This is a genomic window from Streptomyces sp. NBC_01454 (assembly GCF_036227565.1).
Lineage (GTDB): Bacteria > Actinomycetota > Actinomycetes > Streptomycetales > Streptomycetaceae > Streptomyces.
The window spans coordinates 120,093-132,772 of the sequence record NZ_CP109462.1 but is presented as its reverse complement, the minus strand read 5'-3'; the positions used below and the strand labels follow the sequence as shown (position 1 = coordinate 132,772).

The 12,680-nt window shown below is 67.3% G+C and carries 12 protein-coding genes; all 12 read right to left on the bottom strand.

Annotation, left to right across the window (positions count from 1 at the left end; genetic code table 11):
- Window positions 1-60: 60 nt before the first annotated feature.
- Window positions 61-630: a GNAT family N-acetyltransferase gene (locus OIU81_RS40475; protein WP_329155881.1), complete on the bottom strand. Its 570-nt coding sequence runs from the start codon at window positions 628-630 to the stop codon at window positions 61-63.
- Between the two features lie 218 nt (window positions 631-848).
- Window positions 849-2,108, bottom strand: a complete 1,260-nt coding sequence (locus tag OIU81_RS40470; RefSeq protein ID WP_329155879.1) for a PH domain-containing protein — start codon at window positions 2,106-2,108, stop codon at window positions 849-851.
- The gene (locus OIU81_RS40465; RefSeq protein WP_329155878.1) at window positions 2,105-2,662 is read right to left on the bottom strand and encodes a PH domain-containing protein; all 558 of its coding nucleotides are present in this window, start codon (window positions 2,660-2,662) and stop codon (window positions 2,105-2,107) included. The genes OIU81_RS40470 and OIU81_RS40465 overlap by 4 nt, the downstream gene beginning before the upstream one ends.
- Window positions 2,663-3,211: 549 nt before the next feature.
- Window positions 3,212-3,643, bottom strand: a complete 432-nt coding sequence (locus tag OIU81_RS40460) for a hypothetical protein (protein ID WP_329155877.1) — start codon at window positions 3,641-3,643, stop codon at window positions 3,212-3,214.
- A 129-nt stretch (window positions 3,644-3,772) separates the two neighbouring features.
- On the bottom strand, window positions 3,773-4,621 hold the full coding sequence (locus OIU81_RS40455) for a phosphotransferase (RefSeq protein WP_329155876.1): 849 nt from the start codon (window positions 4,619-4,621) through the stop codon (window positions 3,773-3,775).
- Window positions 4,618-5,424 (bottom strand): SGNH/GDSL hydrolase family protein, encoded by an 807-nt coding sequence (locus tag OIU81_RS40450; RefSeq protein ID WP_329155875.1) that lies wholly within the window; start codon window positions 5,422-5,424, stop codon window positions 4,618-4,620. Before OIU81_RS40450 ends, OIU81_RS40455 begins: the two co-directional genes overlap by 4 nt.
- Entirely contained in the window at window positions 5,421-6,458 is a 1,038-nt protein-coding gene (locus OIU81_RS40445; RefSeq protein WP_329155874.1) for an XRE family transcriptional regulator, read from the bottom strand. Before OIU81_RS40445 ends, OIU81_RS40450 begins: the two co-directional genes overlap by 4 nt.
- A gap of 77 nt (window positions 6,459-6,535) precedes the next feature.
- Entirely contained in the window at window positions 6,536-7,498 is a 963-nt protein-coding gene (locus tag OIU81_RS40440; protein ID WP_329155872.1) for a transcriptional regulator, read from the bottom strand.
- 1,076 nt (window positions 7,499-8,574) lie between these two features.
- Window positions 8,575-9,024, bottom strand: a complete 450-nt coding sequence (locus tag OIU81_RS40435; protein WP_329332098.1) for a hypothetical protein — start codon at window positions 9,022-9,024, stop codon at window positions 8,575-8,577.
- Between the two features lie 6 nt (window positions 9,025-9,030).
- Window positions 9,031-9,219: an HTH domain-containing protein gene (locus OIU81_RS40430; protein WP_329332096.1), complete on the bottom strand. Its 189-nt coding sequence runs from the start codon at window positions 9,217-9,219 to the stop codon at window positions 9,031-9,033.
- An 811-nt stretch (window positions 9,220-10,030) separates the two neighbouring features.
- On the bottom strand, window positions 10,031-10,660 hold the full coding sequence (locus OIU81_RS40425) for a hypothetical protein (protein ID WP_329155868.1): 630 nt from the start codon (window positions 10,658-10,660) through the stop codon (window positions 10,031-10,033).
- Window positions 10,657-11,568, bottom strand: a complete 912-nt coding sequence (locus tag OIU81_RS40420; RefSeq protein ID WP_329155867.1) for a ParA family protein — start codon at window positions 11,566-11,568, stop codon at window positions 10,657-10,659. Before OIU81_RS40420 ends, OIU81_RS40425 begins: the two co-directional genes overlap by 4 nt.
- Window positions 11,569-12,680 lie beyond the last annotated feature (1,112 nt).

Sequence of the window (12,680 nt, the reverse complement as noted above, 5' to 3'; positions counted from 1 at the left end):
CGGCGGAGCTGGCCGCGTGTGCTGGGCATTTTCGATGCGGGCTCGCGGTGGCGGGTGGGTTCACGACCCGGAACGGTGCTCCTGCGGCCGCCGATTGACCGTCGTTCCGGGCCGCGCGAGTGTGTACAGGCTCTGGCGGGCGCCGTACTCGACCAAGGTGTCAGCCAAGACCATCCCCACGGCCTCCAGCAGCTTCCTGGAGGCCGTGTTGGACTCATGGGTCACCGCGATCACTTCGGTCGTCTGCGGGGCGACGCTGGTCCACCATCTGATCACCGCGGCGACCGCCTCCCGGCCCAGGCCGCGGCCCCAGTCGGATGGGCGTAGTTGATAGCTGTTCTCGGCCCGCCCTGTCTGCCGGCTGTCCGCCTCGATGCTGACCAGGCCGGCTGCCTGGCCCCCGGCGGCTGGCGCGATGGCGAAGCATCCGGTCATCGCGGCGTAGCCCTGCTGGCGTGCGGCAATGCGCTCAGCAGGGACTGGGCCGCCCAGGTGTCGCCTGACCGCCGGAGAAGTAAGCAACTCCTCCACGACGGGGAAGTCCCTACGGTCCACCGGCCGTAGGACGAGTCGCTCGGTGCGCAGGGTCGTAGGCCAGTGGTCGGCGAGGGTGGCGGTCACGAGGCTCACTGGCCAATGGTGGCAGGAGCGGGACGGCCAGGTTGGGGAGACGGTCAAGATCACGTTCGTGTCGCGCTCCCGACGCGCATGCCGCTCTGAGTCGTTTCGACCGAGCGCCCGGCCCGTCGTACAGCTGCACCCGCCCGCGGGACTTGATGTCCACACGGGCGGGTGCGAGGGGGTGGGCGTGCCCGGTCGTCGGCCGTTGAGGGAACGGGGCTTCCCCGTCAGGGGTGGGCGGCCTGGGTGTGCCGTTGTGAGGCGGCGTACAGGTCGGGCGCGAGACACGCCGACTCGCTGTTGGTGCGGTGTGCTGCGATTACATTCTCACCGCCTGCCATGTGGGCGTGGACGCTGTTCAGGCCGAGCCGGCGTTGCCAGGGGCCCTGTTCGACGGAGACGGTCTGGATCCGCGCGGTGGGGCACACCGTGGTGAGGTTGCGGAGGAAGAGCCCGTCCCAGGTTGTGAAGAAGCCCTGTTCGAGGCGGTAGCCGAGGGCCCTGTGGAAGGGGGTGGCCCATTTCGCCTCGCGGGGTGCCGGGATCGGGTCCTGCAAGTGGGTCACGGCGTCCGGGCCGAGGAGGTGGAGCACCAGCTTCTCGGCGACGGTCCTGGGGCAGACGGGGATGAGGATGCCGGGGGCCGAGGAACCGGCGACGGCGACCTTGATCTTGACCCAGTCGAATCGCCGCCACAGGAGCGGCTGGTGGAGTTCGATGGCTGCGACACGAGGTGATCGGTAGGTGTACTGCTGGGTGTCGAACATCCCGTAGTCGGTGCGGTAGCAGCCTTCGGCGGTGCGGGTGACGGACCAGCCGCTGTAGACGAAGAGCCGCTTGCCGGTGAGCCTCCAGACCTTCGGGGCGAAGGCGATCAGCGTCGACAGGGCGAGGAGCTGGCCGGAGAGGATGAACGGGAGGAGCCCGAACATCGCCAGGACGAGTGAGCGGATGTTGGTGCCGAGGTCGAGCAGGAGGGAGATGGCCAGGTCCTGTGTGCTGACCCGGTAGAGGAGTTCGTCGGCCGTGTCCTCTGCCAGGATCCGTGCCTTGAGGGACCTCGCCTGGTTGAGGGTGAGGTACGTGAGGGTCATGGTCGTGCCCGACATGACGACGCGCAGGGTGCAGACGCCGATGAGCCTTCCGAGGAACGGGCGCACGATGTCGACGCTCTGCACATGGTGGAGTTCGCATTGGCGGCGGATCTTGAACACCAGTCCGCTGCGGTAGCCGAGTACATCACCGTCGAGGCTGTAGTGGCTCTGCCACCAGGCGGCGGCGAACCAGCCGACGACGGCCGCGACGGCCGCGATTGCACCGGCGCATGCCGCCCACAGCGGTAGGTCGATCTTGTCCTTGGTACCGGTGGTGCCGACGCTGAAGAGGTCGTGCTGCTGGTGAACGAGGGTGCCGAGCCCGAGGAGGACGGCCCAGCTGCGCCGGAGCGGGGTGACCGGGTGGAGGCGGCCTTCGATGGGCTGGCTCATACCGGCAGCCTCCGCACACGGGCGAGCTCGGTCAGCTTGTCACGCAGTTCGTGTGCGACCAGGGGATCGAGGTCCTCGATGAGCTCGCTGCCGCTGGCGCTGCTCACGGTGAGGGTTGCGAGTTCGTAGTGGCGCTGGATGGGGCCGGAGTGGACGGCAACCTCCTGGATGCGGGCGTAGGCGAGGACGGTGAGGCTGCGGTTCAGCAGTCCGGTCCGAACGTAGAGTTCTTCGTCGCCAAGGTGGTAGCCGCGAAAGTGCCAGGCCACCTTGATGCGGTTCCAGCGCCAGGCGAAGATCGCGGCGGGGATCAGGCAGACGAGTGCCATCCTCGGGTCCCACCAGTTCAACAGGTCGTGCCAGTCGTCGGTCTTGGAGATGACCATGTAGACGATGGTGGTGACCGCGGCGGCCAGTCCCCCGAGAACGAGGCTGCTGGTGAGCAGAGCGACGGCGGACCCGATGCGGTTGACGAAAACGGTGCGGGCCGGGTGCCGGGTCAACTCAGCGCTCTGCAGAGTGAAGGGTGGCGCCGGCGTGATCATTCGAGCCATTTCAAAACCTCTTGTTGATGCCATTCGGCGAGATCGCCGTAACCCGAGGCCTGCCGTTCCAGAGGATCTGGCAGCTCCCGAGCACGGATAGCTCGCAGCGCTGCTGCCTCCGCCCGTTCGGGGAACGCGTCGTTCAGGGAGGGCGGTATGAGTGGCCCTTCAGCGCCCTATAACTCTACGGAGATAAAACCAATTACGCAACATGCTGAGCATGGACGGACCTCTCGTCCGGGCGAAGCCGTCAGCCGAGATCGCCGCTGCGGGGTTGCGGAGATCGCCGACGGGCGACAGGGCCCGCCCCGGCGCCAAGTCCTGCGAGTTGGCTCGTGCCTTGTCGGCCGGGCTCCGTCACCGTGTGGATAGCGGACGGGATCGAGCCCCGCCCACCGCTCCCCTCCCCCGTCCCCGGCGGCTCTGCCTGTCCCCAGGCCCTGCGTGCGCCGCGGTGCTCTCGGCGCGGAGGCACCTCAGGGAGAGGCCGCTTGGCCGTCGGTGCGGGCACTGACTGGGGAACTGCTCGCGCATCGACGAGGACTGGCTTCTGTCGGGCTACCGAGTGCTTCCTCGTCCTTCGGCGCAGTCGGGGCAGCGCAGTGCTGTGAACAGGATCCCGATGCCGATCTCCGCCCCGCGCAAGGTCCAGTCGCGGAAGTTGTCGGAGCCGGAGCGTTCGCATTCGGCGCAGGTCCGGCGGTGCTGGTCACGTTCGTTGCACGGTGCGCAGCGGGCCCGGGTCGGTGTCTCGGCCCACACCATCACCGGCTGGGGCCCGCGGCCTGCGGCCAGGTGTGTGCACGGCCCCGCTGTGAAGCCCGGCGTCGTGTAGGCGTCCAGCAGGGCTTTCTGGAACCAGGCCGGGAGGTCCGCCAGGGGGCCGCTGTGTCCGGGTCCCATGGCGCGGACGGCGAGGTCCTTGACCGTGCGGTGGGCGGCGGAAAGCTGGTCGAGTGCGGCGGTCGTCGCCGGATCGCAATGGGTCACGAGTGCACCGTAGGAGTGGGGTTGGGATGCTCGTGGCGTTTCCGGCTGCTGTGAAAAATCAGATTCCGAGAGCCGTCCAGGGCCATCGTGGGCGACGTGTCAGTCCAGCCTGCTTCTCCCGGCCGTGAGCTACAGGACGAGGGAGGCGACCAGGGCCTGGAGCGCGGGGGCAAGTTCCGGGTGGTCCCCGCGGGAGGCGGACTGCAGGAGTTCCGCGGCGACGACTACGAGGGCGGTTTGCCCGGTCGGGCTGTCCAGCACGGGGAACTCGGTGCGGATGCGGGCGGCGGTCGCGGGGGCGAGGAGCGAGTAGGCGTAGAGCATGGCCGGGTCGTAGCCGGCGGGCGCGCGGCCGAATCCTTCGAAGTCGAGCAGCCACGGGCCCTCCCCGGTGATGTTGGCGGCGTGGAGGTCGCCGTGAGCCGTGGTCCAGCGGGTGATCGCGGGGGCGGGGCGGCCGGTGTACTGGGGCACCGCACGGTCGATCCACTCCTGGCGGACGGCGATCCGGCCGGTCGGCGTGGCCGCGATGGTGGTGAGCTCGGTTCGCAGGTTCGCCCACCAGGCGTCGGGAAGCCGGAGCTCGGCGCGGAGTACCGGCTCGGGCGAGCACACGGGAGCGGTGACGAACTCGGTGAGCTCGGCGCGGAAGGCGACAGAGCCGGTGGTGTGGTCGTGGAGTGCGAGGAGGGCGGGGCGACGGACCGTCGGGAACGCCGAGGCCGACTGCTCGGCGCCCAGCCAGTGCTTCCCGCCGGCCCGGCCCGCGGGGGCGGACTGGACACGTAGCCAGCATCGGCGGTGGAGCGGGTGCTCGGCGGCCTGTCCGAGGGTGCGGCCCTGGTAGCCCCACCGCAGCGGACCGGCGACGGCTACGCCCAGCGCGCGGGCAGCTTCGTCCCGCGCGCAGAGGAGGCGTCGCAGGTCGTTCTCGTCGACGGGCGGCGCGTACATGGCCGTCGGCTCCCCGTCGGTCACGCGCGCGTCCTTCCGTGGGCTGTGTCCGGGAGGAGTTGCTCGATGACGCGGTGCTCGCGCAGATGTGCCCCGACCTGCTGCGCGAGGAGGGTGGCGCCGAGGTCGGAGAGGTGGACGCCGTCGCGCCACAGCGTCGGCGCCTGCCCGCCCGTGTGGTGGGAGAACGCGCGGGCGGTCTCGGTGAACGGGGTCCAGACGTCGATGAAGGACACGCCGGCGTCGGCCGCGCGGTGGGCGGCGGCCTGGTTGTAGTGGTGGAGATCGTGGTTCATCGCGGCGACGGCTTCCGGCCCGGCGACTGGCCCGAAGGGGGTCTCCGAGACGCATACGACGTGGCGCGCCCGATCGGTGAGGGCCGTCAGGGTGGTGGTGTAGTTCCTGGCGTACTCCTCGATGGGCACAGCCTCGGTCGTTCTTCCCTGGTGGGAGCGCCAGACGTCGTTGATGCCGCAGCCGAACACCGCCAGGTCGTACGCCGCGGGAAGGGCCCGGGCCGCGGCCGCCAGGTCACGGGAGGTGGCGCCCCCCTGGCCGTGGTTGTCGCAGGCGATGGCGGTGTGCGGGTGGGCGAGTTGGAGGGCCAGGTGGACGCGGTGGACGTATCCACGGGACAGGTGCTCCTCGACGACGACCCGCTCCCCCACCTCGGGCAGGTTCGCCGGATCGGTCAACCGCGGGCTATGGGCCTGCCGGTGTTCCATGATCGACGTGCCGAGCCAGCAGACCGTGAGCCCCGGCGGCCGCTCACCGTCACCCGCCGCGGCCTGTCCGCCGCGCGCAGAGCTGTCGTTGGCGGCGTTCACGCGGCGACGCCGGCGCGGACCGCCAGGCCGCGGAGGTCGGAAGCGGTGCGCCCCGAAACAAGGAGGCTGGCAATGAGGGAACGGACCGCGGGACGGCTGTAGGTGTCCTCGCCGGCGTGGTGTTCCGCAGCCAGAAGGGCGCGAACGCATTCGGCGCGGCGCCTCCCTGTGCCGAGGGCGGCGGCCACGTCGGTGTAGTAGCGGGCGCGACGCTCCGGACTGGGCAGTTGGTGCGGCGTGATGGTCCTGGCTGCGGCGAGGGCCGCCGCGGGGTCACCCGCTGAGTTCTCCGCGGAGATGAGGTGGAGCCGGACGGTGGCCGTGCTGAAGCCGCCGCTGTGATCGCGGAGGGCGGTGCCGCCGAGTCCGGCGGCCAAGGCCTCGGCATCGCTCGTCAGTTCACGCATCGCCGCAGTGTCGCCGGCCTTGGCGGCGGTGTAGGCGGCCGACTGGACGAGCAGGCCGCGCACAGCAGTCTGCGAGGGTCCTGACCGGCCGAGCGCCAAGGTGTCAGCGGCGGTCACGGCGATGGTCAGGGCCTGGTCGTACAGGCCCGCCCGACGGACGAGTACAGCAAGCTGGCGGGCCGATTCCGCGGCCGCGAGTTCATCGCCCCCGGCCTGGGCGAGACGGCGGGCACGGTCGGCAGCCATCCAGCCGAGCTCCTGCTCCCCGACCTTGATCAGCATGCGGGTAGCCAGCAAGTACGCCTCTGCCAGACGGTTGTAGTCGGCTGAATCGCCGTTCCTGGCTGTCGCCGCGTGCCCGGCCCGGATGAGGCGGGGCAGCCGCACGGCGAGGCCGGCATAGCGGCCGTTGTCGAAGTCGGTGAACGTACGCGCAGTGGCGGCGTCCAGCCCGTCGACCAGCGATGAGACCATCGCGATACCAGGATCCCCGCTCAGCATCGCGTCCCTGATCCCGGTGACCAAGAGCTCCCCGACAGGTGTCCCGTGCTGCTGCGACGTGCCGCTTGCCGTGAACGGAGATACCGCGGTGGCGGCCATGCCCGCCAGCAGCGTCCGGCGGTTCATCGGATGACGGCGCACGTCCGGGCTCGGGGTGATGGGCTGTCCGGATGCCGGAGCCTGAGCGGTATCGCCCGTCGCTGTCATGACACCGGGCGCAGTCGGGCGGTGGCGACGAGTTCGCGGACGCCGCTGGTGTGGGGGTGACGCTGGGCGAGGTCGGTGACGATGGCGCGGATGCTGGGCCGGTCGCGGACCTCGGAGGGCGCGGCGCGGTGGGCGGCGAGCAGGGCCTGCGCGGTCTGCTCAGGCTTGCCCCATCGCCAGTACGCGCGGGCGAGGTCGGAATGGAGGCGTCCGCGGCGTTCGGCGGTGGGGAACTGGGCGGCGCGCAGGTTCCGGCCGGCGTGGACGGCGGCTCCGGCATCGCCGAGCGACCACAGCACTCCGACCCTGTAGAGGGTGACGGACGGGGGGGTGACGTCGAAGGGCTGCGGGCCGGCGGCAGGTTCGGGCAGGAGGGCGGCGGCGCGTTCGGCGTCACGGATCATCTCCAGGGCACGGTCGCGGTCCCCGGCTTCGGCGGCGGCGTACGCGACGGTGCACAGCATCTGCGCGAACGTTGCGGCTTGGGCGGGGGTGGTCAGGCCGGTGGCCTCGACCTGGGCTGCGGCGTGGAGAGTGACGCGCTGCGCCGTGGCTGCCCTGTCCTGGTGGCGCAGGACGATGCTGAAGACTCGGGCAGAGGCAGCACCGGCGAGTGCGTCACCGGAGAGGCGAGCGTAGGTGTTGGAGCGGTCGGCGGTGATCCGGCTCGCGCTGTAGCGGCCGACTTTCGCCAGGGTCTCGGTGGCCAGGTCGTAGCAGGCGGCGAGGCGGGCGTAGCCAGCAGCAACCCCGTCGGTGGCACAGGCCTCGGCGGTTGCCAGAAGGTCGGGGAGGGCGCCACGGTTGAAGAGGGTGCGCGCCGCCCGGTACTGGCCCCTCAGCCTGGCCGGGGTCGGCGCGTCAGCGGGCGCGGGCAGCAGAGCCAGGGCGTCGTCGAAGCGGTCGAGTGCGGTGAGCGGCACAGCGAGACCGGCGGCGAGGAGTGACCGGCGTTTCATCGGATCCTCCTCGGGTGAGACCGGGCGCGGGGCGGACGCAACTTTAGTGCTCCGCAGCGGGACTACGCGGAGAACGGCCTCAAGAGCACCCGGAGGGATGACCAGGGTCTCGGCGTAAGGGCTGATCAGTCCAGATCGGTTGCTAGCTGCTCGGCGCTCTCGAGAAGGCTTACAGCTGAGGCGGAGTATCTGGTCTTTCTGTGGACGGGCGTCATCACCTGCCAGGTCGCACCGACCGAGCAGCGCATCGTCCTGCCCGCGGATCTGGGGAGTCGCCCAGGACAGCATCACGTGGGTGGCATCGCGATCCACGTCAGGATCTTCGCTCCTACCGTCGGCCTGGCCTCCCCCGACGTCGGCCGCAACCTGGTCATGCACCACCGTTGATCTACCAGGGCAATGGCAGCACCCACGTCGACTCCTTATGCGCAGCTCAGCGCCTTGCGAGGCCTCATTTCGAAGGTCGCCCTGCGTAGGGGATCGCTCGGAGCCGCGAGTCCTCGCGCGCGCGTGCACGTGCGCGCGCGCGTACTGTGGTTGCTGTTACTACCTCAGGTAGGTCCTTAGCCACGACGGTGAGCAACCACAGGTATCCAGGGGGCTTGGTTCAACGGAAGGCCCCCAGGGCCTGGAGTGGTGCGCGAAGCGCAGAACCATGACCGGGGGATGGTCCAGCGCATCCAAGGCGCTGGCGCGGGGTGGCTGGGGGCGGCGTTAGCCCCCAGCAGTTGATGAGCCCGCGTAGCGGACCGAGTTCCTATCGTTCAACCTTCGTGTGGTTGAGCTTCGTATGAGTTGAGTATTCGTGTAGTTGGAACTTCGTCTTGTTCGGGGCCAAAATCTGGCATCCGCGAGGACCAGATTTTGGCCCCTCCGAGTACCAAGGATTGACCTTCCCAAAGGTCAGAATCTGGCACTCCGGAGGATCAAAATCTGGCACTCCGGAGTGGGTCCACCCCGGAGGATCAAAAAATGACACTCGGACCTGACCTGCATGAATGCTTCTCCTCGCCGACGACCAACGCAAAGACCCCCGCGACCGGAGCGGCCGCGGGGGTCAGGTCTTGCCGAGGGAATCAGTCCTGCTCGTCTGACTTGTACGCGTCGTAGACGTCAGTGATTGAGGCAGGACCCGTGTAGTGGTCTTCGGGTTCTTCGTGGACGCGATAGACCGTCTGGGTGCGCAGCGGGTTGTACGGGTTACGCCCCGTTCGCCAGTCCGCCGCACCGATCTTGCGCAACTCCTTCAGGTACTTGCGCAGTGTGGTCTTGGATTTGATGCCGGAGATGTAGAGAAGCTTGTCCTGGCCAGGCCAGACGCGCATATCGCCGGTGTCGTCCTTGCGCTCCTGGTTCACGTGGACGTACAGGGCCCAGTAGAGAGTCTTGGCACCAGGAGAGATGTCGGCAAACAGAACCCAGTCGGGGAGCTGAGAGAAGGGGTACCGGCGCCGACGGCCTCGCTCGAAGCTGGAGTCCCCTGAAAAATCCCTCGGGGCTCGTTTGGGCTTTGCGTGCTCGCTCACTTGGCCTCACCCGTTGGCGGGGCAGCAGTTCAGGACGTACAGGTTCGGCAGGCGATTACCCGTGGCGTCGTGCCGCGGCTGGATCTCCAGCGCTCCAGCCTCGCCGAGGGCGCTGAGGTGCTTCTGGAGCGTCCTGGTTGAGACGTTGGTCTCCGCCGCCAGCTGCTTCAGCGGGATGTGGACCGTGTCGTGCATCGTCCGCGAGCAGCGTCATGTAGCCGTAGAGCCAGGCTTCACTGCGGCATGCTCGGAGGACCCATTCGGGGATCGCGGCGAACCTGACTCCTGAGCGGTCAGTCGTTCGCCCCAACTCGACCACCATTTCGTCCTTTTGTTCTTGTTGCGTCACCGTTCGCCATGCTCCTATCCCCTTCGAGAGTGACCTGGTTCACGGGGTGGCGACCTGCGTTCCGCGTTACTCTCGAAGTCAGTAACCAGAAACGAACGGTCCCCTGCCGGCCAGCATTGGGGGCCGTTCGTGTTTTGCGATCACCCTACACTCCTGAACGATGCTGCACGTGGTGAATTTCCGTGCATGAGGTGAAGCGTGTCGCCCCTGGTCGGACCGTCGCAGGTTAGAGCCGTCGAACTTTCTCGTACGTCTCGGCGTGTCATATGTCCGCTTCATCGCATCGGGCCCACTGCCTGATTGCCCATCAGAGTGCGACTGCCCGTCTGTATCGCATCTTCATGGGCATGCTCGCCCGTTTCGGCCGAGTGCTGGCCGACGTGGTCGCCGAACAAGAGGCCGAGTGGAACGAGGCCGTGGGTCAAGTTCGGCTCGCGCGAACGATCCGGAGGTCGATACCTTTGTGCCACGGCTGGCGCGTCGCTGGCAGAACACAGCTTGTTGCTGACGAGGCCACGGCGGATCCAAGACAGGCGGCAAGAAGCTGCAAGCAGCGGCTCGACTCCCCCATCTGGCCGCCCAGGATCCGGTGGGCGGCGCTACCAGGTGAGCAGACGGGCGAGGCCGCCGCCGGCCTCGCCCGTCTGCTCACCACCTTCAGCTGTCCCGCTTGCCCGGCAGGTACTGGTCGAGGGCAATCGCGACGAACTTCGTATGATCCGGAAGGCCGGACTCGGCGACGAGCTGGTCGATGATCCGACGCTGAGCTCGAGTCGGCTTGTACTGAAGCTGCACCGGACCAAGGCCACGCAGGTCGGAATCGTCAAGTGCCACAGGAAACAGCTTCGACTGGATCTTGGGGGTACGCCGGGCGTCAGTGACGGTGGCAGCGATCCCCTTCTCGGCAGCGGCCTCCGCCGCGAGCAGCACGATCTCCGTGTTGTTGAAGTTCTGCTGAGTACGGAACTTGCGGAGACGGCTCGCAACCGTGGCGGAGACATAGAAGCCAACCGGCTTCGCCGTCTCAGCGTCGCTGAGTTCGGGAAGCTGTTCTTCGGGTGCACTCTGCTGGGCGACGGCGTAGGGCTGAGCAGGTACCGGTGCTGGTGTGTGCGCCTGCTGAACGGGCGCCGCCGCGGCTTGAGGTTGGGCCCATCCCGCGAGGGCACCTGGGGTGCCGCCGCCCTGTTGGGGGCCCTTGAACAGTCCTCCGACACCTACGTCGGACATCCCGGCTTCGTCACCATCGGTGATCTTCTCTTTCTCCTTCTCCTTGGGTGGCGTCATGCCGGCTCTGCTTCCTTCCTAAGCTCAAGAGCCCGACCGAACATTTCCTCGGTGAACTCTTCGTAATCGGTGTACACGCTCTCGACGGCCTCAGGGATCGACTTGTCGCCAGCCTGTCGTCGCTCGTTCAATTCGGAGATCAGCAGGCCTCGCTGGCGGACGATGCGCGCGACCTTCTCGGTGTGCCCGACGATGTTCGCGAACATGTGCGCGTCCTCGCCGAGGACGAGCTGAACCTGCTTGCGTACGTCCTTGTGAATGCCCGTGAAATTCCGGCCAGTGTCGAACAGGAGAACGCCTAGGAGCTCAACATGGGGGTTGAGGCTCGACGTCCACCGAACGTAGGCGAACTCGCTGCCGATCTGCGCCAGACCGTCCTCCGCTCCCCCATCGCTCTTGACAGGAATCACCAGCCAGCGAGACGCACACAGACCAAGGCGCTGGAGAGAAGGGTTCTCTGGCGGAGTGTCGATGATCACGATCTGGTACTGGTGCACGATGGGTAGCAGACACATGAGCAGACGCAGGTAGACCTGCGGCCCCTCGGTGGCGATGAGGGTGTGGAAGTGGATGAGGAACTTGTCGCCCAGTTCCGGTCCCCCGATGACTACGTCGAGATTCGGGCGGACGTTCTCGCGAGGGATGAGAGGCGTCCCATCCTTGAGAGCCTGGCTTAGCGCCGCGCCACCGTCGTTCCACTCAGCCTTCTTGTAGCCGAGCTCTCGCGCGATATTCCCTTGCGCGTTGAGGTCGATGATGAGGGTCTTCAACCCGCTCCGTGCGGCCTTGCCGCCGGCGTTGGCCGTGGTTGACGTCTTCCCGACGCCACCTTTGCCGTTGCCCATCATGAAGATGTGACTCAGCGATGCCCAAGGGATCGCTGGTAGCTGCGCCTGGATGCCAGGCATAGCAAAGGGGCTAGTCATGGGTCCTCTCGCTCTATCTCAAGCCCGCCGATGGGGCGGGAGGTGTCCGATTCGCACACATTTTGCGGCCCGGGCTTCGCTCAGAACGATTCTCCGCTCTGAAGTAGGCCGGGACAGCCCCAGGGAGGGCCTGAAGACGTCAAAAACGCTGTTCCGGAGCGCCTTCGGGCACGTCAGACGCGTGGTTCCGGTTTGGCAGCGTGTAAGGGTCCAGGTTTGGCTAGGGAGTTGTCCAGTCGCGTTGCTGACGACTTGAAGCCAAGCGGCAGTCTGTGCGTGCACCAGGGTGTGTGTCAGTGCATTTTGAACCATGGTTCGTTCCACCTGGGTGCACGCAAGGGGCAGGGTCGGCGCTTAGGTTAGCAGGGAGACCGGCGGTCAGGTGCAAGGGCACGCCGAACTTCAAACCGTTGTACCGGCAGCACGGCCTGTCGGCAGGGGCACCAATCGTTCCGCTTGGAGGCTGGTCCGCAGTTCGGCCCCACGTCAAAGTTCCGCCTAAGCCTTGAGGCTGACTTCCTGTCGGGCACAGGGCCTAGCAATCTCATTGACCTACGTGCATGCAGTGCGTCGAGGTGGATGTCATGTGTTAGTTCAGGCTTGGGGGTGGGCGGCTGACGGAACTCGCCGTTTGGTTGCGCGGCTAGCACTTGAGTTAGTTAGCATCTGGGCCCTCAACTAGGCAGTCTCTTAAGTCGATGCTTGGATTTGACACCTCACGTGAGGGCTGGCACTCCGTCAAGTACTCATTCAGATATGCGCCCGACCTAGCAGTTAGGCCAGACGGCGTATTGCGGAGCGCGCACTGCTGCGAGTGTCGGAGTAGACGGCCAGTTAGGTTGCCGCATCTACCGTCGGGAGAGTTTCCACGCAAGCCAACATGTAGATGCGTGCTCCTACTTGGTGTTCGGCAGGCGGGCTTGTCGGCACTGGCATAAATCGTTGAGTGCTCCGTCGCGTCCAGTGTCCAGCACCGCCACTGACCTGAAGGCGTGTGTGGCTGCGGGCCTGCGTGTGCATAGTGGCTTGTGTTGCCATGCAGGCAATCGGCTGGGTGTGCACTTTGGCTACGTCTCAGGCTTTGGCTTGGGTGG

Coding starts and splice junctions, on each gene's coding strand:
- OIU81_RS40465 (WP_329155878.1), bottom strand. CDS start 2,662: ATGGCTCGAATGATCACGCCGGCGCCACCCTTCACTCTGCAGAGCGCT.
- OIU81_RS40430 (WP_329332096.1), bottom strand. CDS start 9,219: ATGCACGACACGGTCCACATCCCGCTGAAGCAGCTGGCGGCGGAGACC.
- OIU81_RS40440 (WP_329155872.1), bottom strand. CDS start 7,498: ATGAAACGCCGGTCACTCCTCGCCGCCGGTCTCGCTGTGCCGCTCACC.
- OIU81_RS40420 (WP_329155867.1), bottom strand. CDS start 11,568: ATGCCTGGCATCCAGGCGCAGCTACCAGCGATCCCTTGGGCATCGCTG.
- OIU81_RS40445 (WP_329155874.1), bottom strand. CDS start 6,458: ATGAACCGCCGGACGCTGCTGGCGGGCATGGCCGCCACCGCGGTATCT.
- OIU81_RS40425 (WP_329155868.1), bottom strand. CDS start 10,660: ATGACGCCACCCAAGGAGAAGGAGAAAGAGAAGATCACCGATGGTGAC.
- OIU81_RS40470 (WP_329155879.1), bottom strand. CDS start 2,108: ATGAGCCAGCCCATCGAAGGCCGCCTCCACCCGGTCACCCCGCTCCGG.